The following is a 15303-nucleotide window of genomic DNA, read 5'->3' on the forward strand; positions in this document are numbered from 1 at the left end:
GCGCAGTACGAATATCACACTGAGCGCACGCAAGACCGCACTGAATACATACGGATTCCCTGCACAGGTAATGAAGGGCCGAGGGTTCCATGCGCAAGCTTCACAAGGCCGCGCTCGTCGTAGCGGCGGCCGGCGGACTGTCCGCCATCGGCGCCGGCGTCAGCGAGGCCGCCGAATATCCCTACGGGTACGGCGCTCCGGCGCCCGCTCCCGAGTACCCGGCACCTCACTACGCGGCCCCGGCGCCGGCCCCGCAGTACGCGCCACCCCCGTACGCGGCCCCGGCGCCTGCTCCGCAGTACGCGCCGCCCCCGTACGCGGCTCCGGCGCCCGCTCCGCAGTACCCGGCGCCTCAGCAGGCCGTCGCGGAGGCCCGTTCGACGGGCGTCGCACAGTCCTACGCTCCGCGGCCCCAGCCGGCGCCCCAGTACGCGGCCCCGGCCCCGGCTCCGGTGTACGCGGCTCCGGCCCCCGCCCCCGCCCCGGCTCCGGCTCCGGCGCCCGCTCCGGCCCCCGCCCCCCAGCCGCAGAGCGGTTACGCCTCCGCCTCGGCCGCGTCGGGCGGTACCGCGGAGGCGTCGAACGCGCCGCACGCCGCGCCGCAGTCCGCTCCCCAGCAGTCGCCGGTGTCGCAGGTCGTGCCGCAGGTCACCCCGCAGACGGCGCCGCAGGTCATGCCGCAGGTGGCCCCGCAGGTCAATGCGCCGCAGGTCTTCAACCCGGAGCCGCCGCCGCGGGTCGCCCCGCAGGTGAGCCCGCAGGTCAACCCGCAGGTGAACCCGCTCGTCAACCCGCTGATCACGCCCACCCCGGCGGGCCCGCCGCAGATTCCCGGGCTCGGCCTCGGACAGGTCCAGGCGCCTCCCGTGGGCCAGTTGGGTCTGCCGCGGCTCGGCTGATCCCCCTGTAGTTGTCCACCGTCCCAACTCGATCTGCTGCACAGCACATCCGCTCGACCAACGGAGAAGAAATGCGCAAGCTTCAGAAGGTCGCCCTCGTGGGCGCCGTCCTCGGCAGTGTCGGCTCCTTCGGCGTCGGCACCGCCCTCGCCCACGGTGAGGCGGGAGCCCACGACCTCGACATCACGCAGGGCATCGAGTGCCGCTCGCACGACATGAACGTCGACGTCCTCGGCAGCGTCGGCCTCATCAACGGCCTGGCGGGCAACCTGCTGAACGGCGAGGGCAACGCCGGTGGGCAGGACACCCACCTCGGTTCCGACATGGGCTGCAACAGCGCGGCGCTGAAGTAGAGCGTGTGAAGCGTTCGGTCCGACGCCCGCTCCACCACGGGGCGGGCGTCGGACTGTTGGGCGCGTCATATGCGCTGAGTGATAGTTCGTAACCCTGCGTGTAGGGTGATCTCGTTGACCAGGAAGGGTGGGCGACCTGTCGCATGAGACTGTCCTGTGCCGACGAGATGCTGTTGCTCAACGGGTGCCCGGGCGTCATCGGCCTGGCGGCGGTCTTCTCCGGTGAGCAGCCCGATGTGGAGCGGGTGCGGGCGCGCGTCGCCGAGCGGTGGACGGGCCTGGAGCGGATGAACTGCGTGCTCGACCGCCCCTCGGACGACGGCGGGACGGCGCGGCGGGGACCGTTCGGGCGGCGCGGGCGCGTGCGGTGGGTCGTACCGGGGCCGTTCGACCCGGCCGTGCATGTCACCGTCGCCCGGGAGAAGTTGGACGATCTGTGGGCGCAGAGCGTGCACCGGCCGCTCACCGGCAAAGTCCCGCCCTGGCGGCTCTACGTGGTCCCGGACGCGGCGTACGGCGGCGGGTTCGCCCTGGCGCTCGTGGCCCAGCACGTGCTGCTGGACGGGCGCTCCCTGGCGACGTTGATGCGCTCCCTGACGGACAGCCCGGTGACGGCGAGGGACTCGGCGCGGTCGGTGCCGCTCACGCGTACCGGGCTGCGCGCGGCGGGCCGGGAGCTGCGGGCGATGGCGGCCCCGGGACAGGCCCTTCCGATGCGGTCGCCTGCGGAGACGTATCCCTCGGTCGCGGTGAGTGAACTGCCCGCGCAGACCGTCCGATCCGCGCGCCGGCAGCCCGCCGACGGACGGGGCGCGACGCTGAACGAACTGCTGGTGGGCGCGGTGGCCGGGGCGCTGCGGGCCCAGTTCGGTCCGGTGCGGCGGTGGCGGCAGCGGGAGGAGCCCGCGTACACGGCCGTACCGTGCGACCTGCGCACCCGGGCGAATCCGAGAGAACTCGGGAACACGCTCACGGTCGTCCGGGTTCCGTTGCCCGTCGACGTGGACGGTTCCGTGGCGCGGCTGCGGGCGTGTCAGGCCGCGTTGGCCTCGGTCCCGGAGCGGGCCGCCGTCCACGCGGGCGTGCTGTTTCCCGCCGCGGAAGCGGTACGGCGGACCGGTCCGTGGGTGACGGGACTTCTGACCAACCGCGGTCGCCGCTCCTGCTTTGCGGCGACCGCGACCACAGCCATGAAGTGGCCCGGCGGGTCGAGCGCCTTCGAAGGGCGCCGGCTGGTGCGCACCGTGGGTCTGCCGCCCTTGCAGCACCCGGGCACCGCCAGCTTCGCCCTGGCACAGGCGGGGGACACGTTCACGCTCACCGTGGTGTGCAACCTGCGCCCGGACGACGCGAGACGGCTCGGCGACGCGGTCGTCACGGAGTTCGAGGCATGGGCCCGGATGGCGACGCCGTCGGTGTGAGTCAGCCCTGACGGCACCAGGAATGGAGGCAGTTGCATGGATGTGGAACACGGCGACGTATGGGAAGCGCTGCGCCCGCTCTGCGCGCGGGTGATGTCGGTGCCGCCGGAGGCGGTGGTGCCGCAGGCCCGGCTGGTCGCCGACCTGGGAGCCGACAGCCTGGACATCACCGAACTGGAAGCGGCGTCCGAGGAGTTGTTCGGGGTGTCCCTGCGGGGCACGGACAAGACCGGCGTGTCCACCGTGGGTGACGTCGCCGACCTCATCGTGAAGATGCGCGCCCACGCCACCCACAGCCCCCTCGCCCGATGACCCGCCGACACGCGGTCGCCGTCACGGGCCTGGGCGTGCGCTGCGCCGCCGGAGCGACTCCGGCGGCGCTGTGGGAGAGCCTCGTGCAGTGCCGTCCGGCGACGTCGCTGCACACGTTCGACGACGAGGGCACCGTCGTATATCCCGCGTGTGCGATGACCGACTTCGATCCGGCCGGCTACCTGGCGCCCAAGGAGGTGCGCCGGGCCGACCGGTCGGTGCAGATGGCGGTGTGCGCGGCCGCGGACGCGGTGGAGGATGCCGGAGGGCTGCACGTCGCGCCGGGCCGGCGGGCGGTGGTCACCGGCACCGGGTACGGCGGGGTGATCAGCCAGGAGAACGGTCTCGGGCATCCCGACGTCCTCTACGCGCCCCGGCTGATGCACAACGCGGGGGCGTACTGGATCAGCGCCCGGCTCGGTATCACCGGGCCCAGTCTGACGGTCTCCACCGCGTGCGCGTCCGGCACGCATGCGGTGGGCGAGGCGATGCAGATGATCCGGACCGGGTACGCGGACGTGGTGGTGGCGGGCGGCCATGACAGCCCCCTGACGCCCACGACCGCGCTGGCCTTCGGCCGGGCCGGTGCGATGGTCACCGAGTGCGAGGATCCCGCGGCCGCGTCACGGCCGTTCGACGTGGAGCGGCGCGGGTTCGTGCTCGCCGAAGGGGCTGCGTTCCTGGTGCTGGAGCGGCTGGACCTCGCCCAGGCGCGGGGTGCCCGGATCTACGCCACGCTCACCGGATACGGGCGTACCTCCGACGCCCACCACCTCACGGCACCGCATCCCGACGGGGCGGGGGCGCGGGCGTGCATGGAGCAGGCGCTCGCCGACGCCGGCACGACGGCGGACGCCGTCACGCACGTCAACGCGCACGGCACCGGCACCGAGTTGAACGACATCGCGGAAGCGCAGGCGATCAGCGCCCTGTTCGGCCCGCGTGCGGTGCCCGTGACCGCGCCCAAGTCGGTCACCGGGCACGGGCTGGGGCTGGCGGGAGCACTGGAAGCGGTGATCACGGCCTGGTCGGTGCGGGAAGGGCTCGCGCCGCCGACCGCGTCCCTCACGCGGCTGGATCCCCGATGCGAACTGGACGTGGTCACCGCCGAACCGCGCAAGATCCCGAACGGCCCGGTGATCAGCAACAGTTTCGCCTTCGGCGGCCACAACGCCAGTGTCGTGTTCGATTCACCCCACGGCTGAGCACCGAAGGAGGCTGCGGACCATGAGGCTGACGGCCATCGAGGAAGGGCACCTGCGCAACGGGCTGCCGGGGACGATCGGTATCGCCGGGGTGTTCGCCGGAGGGCCGTTCGATCTGGAGCAGGTGCGGTCCCGGGTCCGTGAACGATGGGGTGCACTGGAACGGATGAGCCTGGTTCTGGAGCCCCCGGCCGGACCGGCGGCGCTGTCGGGCCATCGATGGGCGGCGGCCCCGTCCTTCGATCCCGGTGCACACGTCACCGCCACGGACCAGGAGCTGGAGTCCCTGCTCACCGACGGCGTCCGCCACCGGCTGCCGCACGACCGGCCGCTGTGGCGGCTGCTGGTCACGCAGCAGGCCGTCGTTCTGTTCGCCCATCACGCCCTGCTGGACGGCAGGTCCCTCGAGACGCTCTTCCGGCTGCTGATGGACGACGCCGCAGCGCCGCCTCCGCTCGCACCGGCCGCCGCGCATGTGCTCGCGGCAGCGCAGCGGCGCCCGCCCGTGCGTCCGGCCACCCTGGGCAGGGAGCTGCGCCGCATCCGGGCCCTCGGCCGGCCTCTCCCTCCGGCCCTCCCCGCTGAACCCCGGCCGTCGGTGGCCGTGGTCGAGCTCGACCCGCAGGTGATGCGGACAGCGCGCCGCCAACCCGAGGGCGGACGGGGAGCCACGCTCAACGAGCTGCTGCTGAGCGCGTATGCCGGCGCCCTCCACGCCTGTTACGGCCCCCTGCGCTCCTGGCCCGGGGTACCGGCCCCCTTCTACGCCACGGTGCCCGTCGACCTGCGCACCCGTCACCACGCACAGCAGCTCGGCAACGGCGTCACCGCGCTGCGCATCCCGCTGCCCGTCGACGGCGCGTCACCGGTGGCCCGCCTGCAGACGTGCCAGGACCTGGTCGCGGCGTTTCCGCACCGCTGCCACACCCACCGTGCGCTTCTTCCCACGCTGCAGTCGGTCGCCCGTTCCCTGCCGTGGCTGGCCGGGACGATGGCCAGGAGCCTGGCGCGCCCCGAGGTCACCACGAGCCTGTGCACCGCCTTCAAGTGGCGGGACAACCCCAGCCACTTGCACGGACGCCCCCTCTCCCGCGTCGTTCCCCTGCCGCAGCTGTCCCCGCCGGGCACGGCGAACCTCTGCCTCGTCCACACCGCCGACACCTACACGCTGACCGTCGTCAGCCATGCGCGTGCGGGTGACGCGGAGATGATCGGTGCTGCCGTGGCGCAGGAACTGAAAGCGGTCGCGGCGTCCGAGGCGGCTGCCGGGTCTGCCGGAGCGGCTTGATCAGCTCCCTGGTCAGGGCAGGGCGCATCAGCACGCCGGGCCCATTCGGTGAGGGGGCATGCGAACTTCGTTCACGCTGTCGCCTGGTGGAGGCAGTCAGGCCTCCTGGCCTCCGCCCAGCGCCGTGAGCGCTTCGTCCGTCAGCCGGTACACCGTCCACTCGTCCTGGGGGCGGGCGCCGAGGGCCTTGTAGAAGGCGATGGAGGGGGCGTTCCAGTTCAGTACCGACCACTCCAGGCGCTGGTAGCCGCGCTCCACGCAGAGCCGGGCCAGCTCGGTGAGCAGGGCCTTGCCGTGGCCGGCGCCGCGGGTTTTTGGCGGCGGAGAGCTCGGGGCCTTGGGTTGTCTGCCGGATGTGCCTGCGTCGTGGCTGGTCGCGCAGTTCCCCGCGCCCCTTGGGGCGTTGCCGTTCCGCCACACCCATGGCGTCCTCGGCGTGGGTCACCGACGCCCGGTGTCCCGGCTCGCCTTTCAGGAGTTCGCAGTAGAGATCACCGCCGTGCGGCTAGCCCCGGCGCAGGCGCCTCGCGATTTCCAGTTGGCGCTCCTCCAGTGGGCGGCCGTCCTCGATGTCCCAGAGGCAGTTCTGCAGGAGCCGGCCGTACGTCCAGGCGCGGGCCCGGGGGCGGTTCAGGGCGAGGATCTCCGTCATGGCGTCGAAACGCCATCGCACCTCCTCCGCGTCGAAGCGGTTCCACAGCGCCGGGAACAGGTCGAAGCCGGGGTCGCCCGCGAGGGGCTTGGGGTCGATGGCGAGCCAGGGTGCCCGGTCGGAGGCGAGGACGTTCTCGAAGTGCAGGTCCCAGTGGAGCAGCCGGTCGCCGGGTTCGGCGGCCACCTCGCGCACGGCCGCCGCACAGTCCGCGAGGAGGCGACGGGTGTCCGGGTCCGGGATCTGCTCCAGGGCCGCCGGTGTCCGCTCCAGCATGTCCGCGGCGATGTCGCCGAGTCGGCGCAGGCCCGGTGGGGCCGGGGTTGTGGTGAGGTGGGCCAGCAGCCGGGCGACGACCAGGGTGGCCTCGCGGGAGTCCGGCAGGTCGTCCAGCAGCCGGTCCGCGTCGAGCCGCTCCAGCAGCAGCGTGCCGGTGTCGTCGTCGGACCGCAGCAGCCGTACGGCTCCGTCGCCCTGCCACGCCCGCAGCGCGACCGGCTCGCCCACGGTCTCCTCGTCGACGTCCTGGAGTTTGAGCACGGCCCGTGTCCCGTCGGGCTGCAGCACGGGCAGGACCAGCGCGACCCGGCCGTACATCGTGGGCCCGTCCAGTCGCAGCCGCCAGTGCTCCAGGAAGTACGCGGCCCGTTCCGCGAGCGTGGCGACGTAGGCCCGGCCCGCCTCTCCGTCGTAGCGCACGTGCTGGGCGATGAGCTCGTCCGGAATGTCGATCACCTTCGGGACCCTACGGGGCTCCCGGAATCGGCTCACGCGAATTAACGTCCTCACATGAGCAGCTCGGTCAGTGGTGCCGTGAACGGCGGCATCTCCTTCTGGTACGCGGACGACGGCCTCCCCGAGGTGCGCGAGCCGCTCGCGGGGGACGCCTCCGCGGACGTGGTGATCGTGGGCGGTGGATACACGGGACTGTGGACCGCGTACTACCTGAAGAAGGCGGTCCCCTTCCTCCGTATCACCGTCCTGGAACAGAAGTTCTGCGGGTACGGGGCGTCAGGGCGCAACGGCGGGTGGTTGTACAACGGCATCGCGGGGCGTGACCGGTACGCGAAGCTGCACGGCCACGAGGCGGCCGTAAGGCTGCAGCAGGCCATGAACGACACGGTGGACGAAGTCATCAGGGCGGCGGGGGAGGAGGGCTTCGACGCCGGGATCCACAAGGGTGGTGTCCTCGAAGTCGCCCGTACGCCGGCCCAGTGGGCGCGGCTGAAGGCCTTTCACGAGCACGAGTTGTCGTACGGCGAGAAGGAACGCGTGCTGTACGGCGCCCGGGAGACCGCCGAACGCATCAAGGTCGCGGACGCGGTCGGCTCGACGTGGACGCCGCACGGGGCGCGGGTGCACCCGGTGAAGCTGGTCAAGGGCCTCGCGGCGGCCGTGGAGGCGCTCGGGGTCACCATCCATGAGCTGACGCCGGTGACGGAGATCCGGCCCAAGCACGCCGTCACGCCGTACGGCACCGTGCGCGCGCCCTATGTTCTGCGCTGCACCGAGGGCTTCACCGCCGCCCTGAAGGGCCAGAAGCGGACCTGGCTGCCCATGAACTCCTCGATGATCGCCACCGAGCCGCTGACGGAGGAGCAGTGGGCGGCGGTGGGCTGGGCGGGCCTGGAGACGCTCGGCGACATGGCGCATGCCTACATGTACGCCCAGCGCACCGCCGACGGGCGGATCGCGCTGGGCGGGCGCGGGGTTCCGTACCGGTTCGGGTCGCGGACCGACAACGACGGGCGGACGCAGGCCGAGACGATCGAGGCGCTGCGGGAGATTCTCGTCGGGTTCTTTCCCTCGCTGGCCGGGGTGCGTGTCGAGCACGCCTGGTCGGGTGTGCTGGGCGTGCCGCGGGACTGGTGCGCGACGGTCACGCTGGACCGCTCGACGGGGCTCGGCTGGGCGGGCGGTTACGTCGGTTCGGGCGTCGCCACCGCCAACCTCGCGGCGCGGACCCTGCGGGACCTGGTGCAGCAGGACTCCGGGCAGGGCGGGCGGACCGAGCTGACCGAACTGCCGTGGGTCGGGCACAAGGTGCGCAAGTGGGAGCCGGAGCCGTTGCGTTGGCTCGGTGTGCACGGCCTGTACGCCACCTACCGGGCGGCGGACCGGCGGGAGCGCACGACGAACGGAGCTGAGTCGGCGAGGCTGGCGCGGATCGCCGACCGGGTGGCCGGGCGGCACTGAAGCAGGCCGCCGACGCTCGACGAGGGTGGGGGAGGGGCTCCGCGGTCCGGTGGGGCCCCTCCCCCCGTTCGGGGAGGTCGGGCGGGGGCGGGGCCTGCTTCGGGGGCTTCGCCGTCACCATCAGGGCCGCGACCAGGCAGGCCAGGAGCATGATGTCGGCGGCCCACCAGATGGCGACCGTGTAGCCGTGGACCACGCCCTCCTTGGTGACCAGGGCCCGCTGGGCCGGGTCCGTGAGGTGGGCGGTGACGTAGGCGGCGCTGCTGGTGGTGGCGATGGTGTTCAGCAGGGCCGTACAGATCGAACCGCCCACCTGCTGCGAGGTGTTGACGGTCGCGGAGGTCACGCCGGAGTCCTGCGGGGCCACGCCCGCCGTCGCCGTGGCGAACACCGGCATGAAGACCAGGCCCATGCCGAGGCCCATGAGGAGCAGGGCCGGGAGGATGTCGGTGGCGTAGGAGGAGTCCACCGTCAGCTGCGTCAGGAGCAGCATGCCGATCGCCGCCAGCAGGGCGCCCGGGGCCATGAGGAGGCGGGGTGCCACACGGCCGAGGAGCCGGGCGGCGATCTGGGTGGAGCCGGTGATGATCGCGGCCGTGAGGGGGAGGAAGGCGAGGCCGGTCATCACCGGCGAGTAGTCGAGGATGACCTGGAGGTAGTAGGTCATGAACAGGAACAGGCCGAACATGCCGATGACGGCCAGCGCCATGGTGAGGAAGCAGCCGGCGCGGGTGCGGTCCTTGATGATGTGCAGCGGCAGCAGGGGCATCGGCGCCCGGGTCTGCCACCACACGAAGGTGGCGAGGAGGACGGCCGCCATCGCGAAGAGGGTGAGGACCATCGGGTCGGTCCAGCCGCGCGGCTCGGCCTCGCTGAAGCCGTAGACGAGGGCGACCAGGCCGCCGCAGCCGAGCAGCACGCCGGGCACGTCGAGGCGGGCGCCGGCGTGGCCGGGGCGGTCGTGGAGCAGGGTGAGGGCGCCGAAGACGGCGATCACGGCGATGGGCACGTTGACGTACAGGGACCAGCGCCAGTCCAGGTACTCGGTGAGCAGACCGCCGACGATGAACCCGATCGCGCTGCCGCTGCCGGCCAGGGCGCCGTAGATGCCGAAGGCCTTGCCGCGTTCCTTGGGGTCGGTGAAGGTCGTGGTCAGCAACGACAGGGCAGACGGGGCCAGTACGGCGGCGAAGACGCCCTGCAGGGCGCGGGCGCCGAAGAGCATGCCGGCCGTGGTGGCGGCACCGCCCAGCGCGGAGGCGGCGGCGAAGCCGACCAGGCCGATGACGAAGGTGCGTTTGCGGCCCACCAGGTCGGCGATGCGCCCGCCCAGCAGGAGCAGTCCGCCGAAGGCGAGGGTGTAGGGGTGATCACCCTCCCCCACTCTCGGCTTCGCTCGAGCGGGGGGACCCCCAGCGGTCGCCGTCGGAGATGCCCAGGTCGCTCTGGGCGGACGGGAGCGCGATGTTCACGATGGTCGCGTCGAGGACGACCATGAGCTGCGCGAGGGCGATGATCACCAGGCCCCACCAGCGGCGGGGGTCGGCGGCCACGGCGAATTCACCTGTTCGGGTGAAACTCACCCGGCCAGAAGACCACGATTCGGGAGGGGGCGCATTTGGGGAGGGGCGAAGTGTCCCACGTATCGCGTCCGTGGGGTGCTTACGGCTGGTCACGGCTCCAGTACCACCTTTCCGGTGGTCGCGCGTGTTTCGAGGGCCCGGTGGGCGGCCGCCGCCTCGGCGAGCGGGAAGCGCTGTACGGCCGGGGTGAGGCGGCCTGCGGCGGCCTCGGTGAGGGCGCGCAGTTCCAGGGTGCGGACGGGGTTGGGGCCACCGGCCTTCCGCATCATCGCGGGGCCCAGGACGTTCTCGGAGACGCCGTCGACGAGGTAGGGCTCGCCGTCGTGCAGTCCTGCGCCGGACCAGCCGAAGACGAGGTGCCTGCCGCCGGGGCCGAGCAGGGCGACGGACTCGCGGGCGACGTCGCCGCCGACGCCGTCGAGGACGACGGTGGCCGGCCGCCCGCCCAGGAAGGCGCGGACCTTCTCCGGCCATGCGGGGTCCCGGTAGTCGACGGCGAGATCGGCGCCGTTCTCCTGCACGCGGGCGGCCTTCTGCGGGCCTCCCGCGAGGCCGATGACGACGGCGCCGGCGTTCTTGGCGTACTGCACGAGCAGGGTGCCGATACCGCCGGCCGCCGCCGGGATCACGGCGACCGCGTCGGGGCCGAGCTCGGCGAACTGCAGGATCCCCATGGCCGTACGGCCCGTGCCGATCATGGCGACGGCCTCGGCGAAGTCGAGGTTCGCCGGGATCTCGTGGACGCGGTCGACATCGGTGACGGCGAGTTCGGAGTAGCCGCCCGGCGCGAAGCCGAGGTGGGCGACGACGCGCTTGCCGAGCCAGAGTGCGGCGACCCCCTCGCCGAGGGACTCGACGACACCGGCGACCTCGCGGCCGGGGACGGTGGGCAGCGTGGGCGGCGTCGGCGCCGGGCCCTGGATGCCCTCGCGCAGGGCCGTGTCGAGGAGGTGGACGCCGGCCGCTTCGACGGCGATACGGACCTGGCCGGGACCCGGCGCGGGGTCGTCGACCTCTTCGTAGGTGAGGTTCTCGGCCGGGCCGAAGGTGTGCAGGCGGATGGCGTGCATAGGAGGTCCCCCATCGGATGTGCCTGTGCCGGCAGCTGTCAGGAGCCGGCCCCGGTCGCCGGGGCGGCTGATACCTGCGATGCTCCAACCTCAAGCTTGCTTGAGGTCAAGGGCGTGCCGGCCGAGGGCCAGGGACACGGCCGTGAGGGCGCTGTTGAAGGAGACCTCGGACAGCACGCCGGGGGCCGCGACCTGGTCCCCCGCCAGATAGACGCCGTCGCCCCGGTCGACGGCCGGACGGTCGCGCCAGCTGGTGCCGGGCAGGTCGACGGCGCCGGTACGGCCGTTCGCGACGGACTCGCGCCGCCAGGTGACGCGCTCGCGCCAGCCGGGGAAGCCGAGATCGAGGAGCTGCTCGGCGCGGGCGACGCCGTCGGCCTTGGACTCGTGCGGCGCGATGGGGATCTGCCCCTGGATCAGCTGCTCTCCCGCCGGCGCCAGGGACCGGTCCTGCGCGGTGAACCGCTCCAGCCACCCCGTCCCGTCGAGATCGGAGACGATGAAGGCGTCCCCGCGCCGGGTGCGCACCGCCAGGTCGATGAGCGCCGTACGGCCGCTCGTCCAGGTCAGCGAGTCGTCCTTGAGCAGGCGGCGGGCGGCGTCGAGGGAGGTGGCGACGACGACGGGCGTGTCGGTCGGCAGCTCGTCGACGCGGGACAGGGTCTCCATCCGCACCCCGAGGTTCCACGCCCGGGCCGCCATCCGGTCGATGAGGTTCGCCCAGCCGCCCCGCGGATAGTGCGCCTCCGGCGGCAGCTTGGTGGCCCGCCGCAGCCGCTCCTGCACGAAGGCGGCGGACAGCGCTCCGGGGTCGTGGTGGAACAGGGCGACGGCGGAGTAGTGGGCGGCGGCACGGGCGCCCTCCTCGCCGGCGATGCCGGTGGCCCAGGTCATGAAGTCCACGTCGACGGGCGCCTGCGGCAGGCCGCGCCGCAGCAGCTTGAGCATCGCGAAGGGCGGGGTGCGGCGCAGGACGCCCCGGTGCCGCAGCCGCAGCCGGGCCGCCTCCAGGGGCGGGATCGGCGCGAGCGGCCCGATCAGGTCGCGCTGCTTGAGCCAGGCCCAGTGCGGGCCGCCGTTGTACAGGGCGTGCGGACCGTCGTTCGTCCGGTACGGCCCCTCGGCGGTCCGCGCCCGCCCGCCGAGGGTGTGGTGGGCTTCGTACACGGTGACCTTGGCGCCCGCCTCGGCGGCGGTGATGGCGGCGGTGAGTCCGGCGAAGCCGCCGCCGATGACGGTGATGCGGTGCATGGCTGGGGGTCTCCCTCTTGCTCGGGTTCGCCTTGTCTGTCTGTTCGTCTGTCTGTGACTACGACGGTCCGAGGCACCCCGAATGTGACATCGCCGGTGTCCGCGCAGGTCAGGGGGATTGTCAGTGGCGGGGTGCAGCATGGGGGTCATGGCGAGGAGAGCGATGGGTGCGGGCGGCGGTGCGGGCCGGGGCGCCGGTGCGGGGCGGACCGGCGTGAAGGGCGCGCGGCGGCCCGAGGTGCGGCTGCCGGTGCTGGAGCCGTACCGGGACGGGGAGTTGGTGCCGGACGGGGACTACGACGGGCTGGAGTTCCGGGAGGAGGACCTCGGCGGGCAGGACGGCGCAGGCGCCCGCTTCATGGACTGCTCGCTGCGGGGCTGCGCCGTGGACGAGACGCGGCTCCATCACGCCCGGATTCTGGATTCGGTTCTCACGGGCCTACGGGGCGTCGGCACCGACCTCGCCGAGTCGACGCTGCGTGATGTGGAGCTGGTCGATGCCCGCCTGGGCGGAGTGCAGCTGCACGGGGCCGTGCTGGAACGAGTGCTGATCCGGGGTGGCAAGATCGACTACCTGAACCTGCGCAAGACGAAGCTCAGGGACGTCGTCTTCGAGGGCTGCGTCCTGGTCGAGCCGGACTTCGGCGGAGCCCGGCTGGAGCGGGTGGAGTTCGTCGACTGCGCGCTGAAGGGGGCGGACCTCAGCGGGGCGACGCTGATGGACGTGGACCTGCGGAAGGCGGCCGAGCTGGACATCGCGCGGGGAGTGGACCGGCTGGCGGGGGCGGTGATCAGTCCTTCGCAGCTGCTGGATCTGGCACCGGTGCTGGCGGCGGAGATGGGGGTGCGGGTGGAGGCGGAGGAGTAGGGAGACGGCAGCGGAACGGATCCGGTATGATTGATCTTGAGCTGCTCGCCAGAACCCCTGGCGGACGGTGCTGCGTTGGTGGTCCAAGGAAAGACGCCCCGCTTCCTGCGGGGAGATGCAGGTGCAAGGCCTGCCCAGCGCTCTGACAAGAAGCCCCCTCCCGTACGAAACGGGAGGGGGCTTCTTCACTGTCGCGGCGGAGGCTACGCCACCCGCGGAAAGCGAGCCTGCAGCGTCCAGATCGCCGGGTTCTCGCCCAGGTCCTCGTGCAGATCGATCAGGTCGGCGATCAGGTCGTGCAGGAAGTCGCGGGCCTCGCGGCGCAGTTCGGAGTGGGAGAAGGTCAGCGGGGGCTCTTCGGCCGGCATCCAGTCCGCCTCGATGTCCACCCAGCCGAAGCGGCGCTCGAAGAGCATGCGGTCCGTGGACTCGGTGAAGTCCAGTTCCGCGTGCTGGGGGCGGGAGGCGCGGGAGCCGGCCGGGTCCCGGTCCAGCTGCTCGGCGATGTCGCACAGGGCCCAGGCGAAGTCGAGCACCGGCACCCATCCCCAGGCTGTGGACAACTCCCGGTCCGCCTTGGTGTCGGCGAGGTAGACGTCGCCGCAGAACAGGTCGTGGCGCAGGGCGCGGACGTCCGCGCGGCGGTAGTCCGTCTGCGGGGGGTCCGGGAAGCGGGTGGAGAGGGCGTAGCCGATGTCGAGCACGTAGGTGATGGTGTCACGCCTCACCTGGGGCGTAGGTGCTGGTGTCGAGCCACCCCCGGCCTCATAGGATCACCGCGTGTCCCGTTTAGCGCCTGTTGCCCTGACCGTCACCTCCGCCCTGCTCGTCCTCACCGCGTGCAGCGGCGGTGTCCGGGGCACCCCCGGCGGCTCCGGCCTGCGTGACCCGTACTTCCCCAAGGCCGGCAACGGCGGCTACGACGTCACCCACTACGCCCTCGACCTCGCCTACGACCCCGACGACGGCCACCTCGGCGGCACCGCCGAGATCACCGCACGCGCCACCCAGGACCTCTCCGCCTTCGACCTCGACCTGACGGGCATGGACGTCGAGCAGGTTACGGTGGAGGGCGAGCGCGCCCGCTGGAGCCGTACCGGCCAGGAACTCGTCGTCCGCCCCGACGACGACCTCGACGACGGCGAGACCTTCCAGGTCACCGTCCGCTACTCCGGCACCCCTGAGACCGTCACCGATGCCGACGGCTCCGAGGAAGGCTGGCTTCCCACCGACGACGGGGTGCTCGCGCTGGGCGAGCCCGTGGGGTCCATGGCCTGGTTCCCCGGCAATCACCACCCGTCCGACAAGGCGTCGTACGACATCGTGGTCACCGTGCCCGAGGAGCTGGAGGTCGTCTCCAACGGGGAGTTGGCCAACCGGACCACCGCCGACGGCCGTACGACGTTCCGTTGGCGCACCGCCGAGCCCATGGCCAGTTATGTGGCCGCCCTCGCCATCGGGGACTACGACATCCGCCGCTCCACGGTCCTCAGCGAGACAGGCGGGGAACTGCCCGTCTACGCCGCCGTAGCCCCCTCCCAGGACGACGCCGGCCGCGAAGTCCTTGAGGATCTCCCCGAGATCCTGGAGTGGGCCGAGACCAACTTCGGTCCGTATCCCTTCTCCTCCACCGGCGCGATCGTCGCCCCCGAGGAGGCCGCCGGCTACGCCCTGGAGACCCAGAACCGCCCCCTCTTCCCCGGCGCCCCGGACACCGGAACGCTCGTTCACGAGCTCGCCCACCAGTGGTTCGGCAACTCCGTGACGCCGAAGAGCTGGCGGGACATGTGGCTGAACGAGGGCTTCGCGACGTACGCGGAATGGCTGTGGCGGGAGGACGACGGCGGCGACAGCGCGCAGGAGACCTTCGACGCCCTGTACGACCACGGCGAGGAGGACCACGAGGGCCTGTGGGACTTCCCGCCGGCCAAGCCCACGAGCGCCGCGCACATCTCCGACTCACCCGTCTACGAGCGGGGCGCGATGGTCGTCCACAAGATCCGCCAGAAGGTCGGTGACGACACCTTCTACGACATCGTCCAGGGCTGGGCGGCCGACCACCGTCACGGCACCGCGGACACCGCGGACTTCACCGCCTACGTCGAGAAGAAGGCGCCGGACGAGGACTTCAGCGGGATCTGGGACGAGTGGCTGTACGGCGACGGAAAGCCGGACCGCCCGTGACGGACGGCCCGGCCACCGTGC

13 protein-coding genes and 2 pseudogenes are annotated in these 15303 nt (G+C 72.4%); 9 read left to right on the forward strand and 6 right to left on the reverse strand.

Translation table 11 applies throughout. From position 1 onward, the window contains the following. Positions 1-89: 89 nt before the first annotated feature. The 6 genes from ACZ7L6_RS20835 to ACZ7L6_RS20860 all read left to right on the forward strand — a co-directional run bounded on the left by ACZ7L6_RS20835 (position 90) and on the right by ACZ7L6_RS20860 (position 5478). Entirely contained in the window at positions 90-899 is an 810-nt protein-coding gene (locus ACZ7L6_RS20835) for a hypothetical protein (protein ID WP_471925949.1), read from the forward strand. 71 nt (positions 900-970) lie between these two features. Further along, complete coding sequence (locus tag ACZ7L6_RS20840; RefSeq protein WP_471925951.1) at positions 971-1252, forward strand: hypothetical protein; 282 nt, start codon at positions 971-973, stop codon at positions 1250-1252. A gap of 143 nt (positions 1253-1395) precedes the next feature. Continuing rightward, positions 1396-2673 (forward strand): WS/DGAT domain-containing protein, encoded by a 1278-nt coding sequence (locus ACZ7L6_RS20845; protein WP_471925953.1) that lies wholly within the window; start codon positions 1396-1398, stop codon positions 2671-2673. A gap of 36 nt (positions 2674-2709) precedes the next feature. Further along, on the forward strand, positions 2710-2985 hold the full coding sequence (locus ACZ7L6_RS20850; protein WP_471925955.1) for an acyl carrier protein: 276 nt from the start codon (positions 2710-2712) through the stop codon (positions 2983-2985). Next, positions 2982-4190, forward strand: a complete 1209-nt coding sequence (locus tag ACZ7L6_RS20855; RefSeq protein ID WP_471925957.1) for a beta-ketoacyl-[acyl-carrier-protein] synthase family protein — start codon at positions 2982-2984, stop codon at positions 4188-4190. Before ACZ7L6_RS20850 ends, ACZ7L6_RS20855 begins: the two co-directional genes overlap by 4 nt. 22 nt (positions 4191-4212) lie before the next feature. After that, positions 4213-5478, forward strand: coding sequence for a wax ester/triacylglycerol synthase domain-containing protein (locus ACZ7L6_RS20860; protein ID WP_471925959.1), 1266 nt, complete (start codon positions 4213-4215; stop codon positions 5476-5478). A 96-nt stretch (positions 5479-5574) separates the two neighbouring features. Here the strand turns inward: ACZ7L6_RS20860 and ACZ7L6_RS20865 are convergent. Further along, positions 5575-5796: pseudogene (locus ACZ7L6_RS20865) on the reverse strand (GNAT family N-acetyltransferase); the annotation flags it as partial. A 187-nt stretch (positions 5797-5983) separates the two neighbouring features. Then, a complete protein-coding gene (locus ACZ7L6_RS20870; protein WP_471925961.1) occupies positions 5984-6901 on the reverse strand; it encodes an aminoglycoside phosphotransferase family protein in 918 nt (305 codons plus the stop codon). A gap of 18 nt (positions 6902-6919) precedes the next feature. Here ACZ7L6_RS20870 and ACZ7L6_RS20875 point away from each other — a divergent pair, with 18 nt between their 5' ends. Further along, a complete protein-coding gene (locus ACZ7L6_RS20875; RefSeq protein ID WP_471925963.1) occupies positions 6920-8326 on the forward strand; it encodes an NAD(P)/FAD-dependent oxidoreductase in 1407 nt (468 codons plus the stop codon). Between the two features lie 85 nt (positions 8327-8411). On the opposite strand, the pseudogene ACZ7L6_RS20880 reads toward ACZ7L6_RS20875, so the two are convergent. The 3 genes and pseudogenes from ACZ7L6_RS20880 to ACZ7L6_RS20890 all read right to left on the reverse strand — a co-directional run. Next, positions 8412-9846, reverse strand: a pseudogene (locus ACZ7L6_RS20880) (MFS transporter); the annotation flags it as partial. 152 nt (positions 9847-9998) lie between these two features. Next, positions 9999-10979 carry a zinc-binding dehydrogenase gene (locus ACZ7L6_RS20885; protein ID WP_471925965.1) on the reverse strand — a complete coding sequence of 327 codons (981 nt, stop codon included), beginning with the start codon at positions 10977-10979 and terminating at the stop codon, positions 9999-10001. Positions 10980-11069: 90 nt separating this feature from the next. Continuing rightward, a complete protein-coding gene (locus ACZ7L6_RS20890; RefSeq protein ID WP_471925967.1) occupies positions 11070-12230 on the reverse strand; it encodes an FAD-dependent oxidoreductase in 1161 nt (386 codons plus the stop codon). Positions 12231-12444: 214 nt separating this feature from the next. On the opposite strand from ACZ7L6_RS20890, the gene ACZ7L6_RS20895 reads away from it, so the two are divergent. Further along, on the forward strand, positions 12445-13098 hold the full coding sequence (locus ACZ7L6_RS20895) for a pentapeptide repeat-containing protein (protein ID WP_471926795.1): 654 nt from the start codon (positions 12445-12447) through the stop codon (positions 13096-13098). A 203-nt stretch (positions 13099-13301) separates the two neighbouring features. On the opposite strand, the gene ACZ7L6_RS20900 is transcribed toward ACZ7L6_RS20895, so the two are convergent. Further along, positions 13302-13802, reverse strand: coding sequence for a hypothetical protein (locus ACZ7L6_RS20900; protein ID WP_471926797.1), 501 nt, complete (start codon positions 13800-13802; stop codon positions 13302-13304). A 76-nt stretch (positions 13803-13878) separates the two neighbouring features. On the opposite strand from ACZ7L6_RS20900, the gene ACZ7L6_RS20905 reads away from it, so the two are divergent. Then, positions 13879-15282, forward strand: a complete 1404-nt coding sequence (locus ACZ7L6_RS20905) for a M1 family metallopeptidase (protein ID WP_471925969.1) — start codon at positions 13879-13881, stop codon at positions 15280-15282. Positions 15283-15303: the final 21 nt, after the last annotated feature.

This window comes from Streptomyces sp. NPDC107522 (genome assembly GCF_055657525.1).

Bases quoted from the DNA above. Each gene is read 5' to 3' on its own strand.
- ACZ7L6_RS20835 (WP_471925949.1), top strand. From the start codon at position 90: ATGCGCAAGCTTCACAAGGCCGCGCTCGTCGTAGCGGCGGCCGGCGGA.
- ACZ7L6_RS20840 (WP_471925951.1), top strand. From the start codon at position 971: ATGCGCAAGCTTCAGAAGGTCGCCCTCGTGGGCGCCGTCCTCGGCAGT.
- ACZ7L6_RS20845 (WP_471925953.1), top strand. From the start codon at position 1,396: ATGAGACTGTCCTGTGCCGACGAGATGCTGTTGCTCAACGGGTGCCCG.
- ACZ7L6_RS20850 (WP_471925955.1), top strand. From the start codon at position 2,710: ATGGATGTGGAACACGGCGACGTATGGGAAGCGCTGCGCCCGCTCTGC.
- ACZ7L6_RS20855 (WP_471925957.1), top strand. From the start codon at position 2,982: ATGACCCGCCGACACGCGGTCGCCGTCACGGGCCTGGGCGTGCGCTGC.
- ACZ7L6_RS20860 (WP_471925959.1), top strand. From the start codon at position 4,213: ATGAGGCTGACGGCCATCGAGGAAGGGCACCTGCGCAACGGGCTGCCG.
- ACZ7L6_RS20875 (WP_471925963.1), top strand. From the start codon at position 6,920: ATGAGCAGCTCGGTCAGTGGTGCCGTGAACGGCGGCATCTCCTTCTGG.
- ACZ7L6_RS20885 (WP_471925965.1), bottom strand. From the start codon at position 10,979: ATGCACGCCATCCGCCTGCACACCTTCGGCCCGGCCGAGAACCTCACC.
- ACZ7L6_RS20890 (WP_471925967.1), bottom strand. From the start codon at position 12,230: ATGCACCGCATCACCGTCATCGGCGGCGGCTTCGCCGGACTCACCGCC.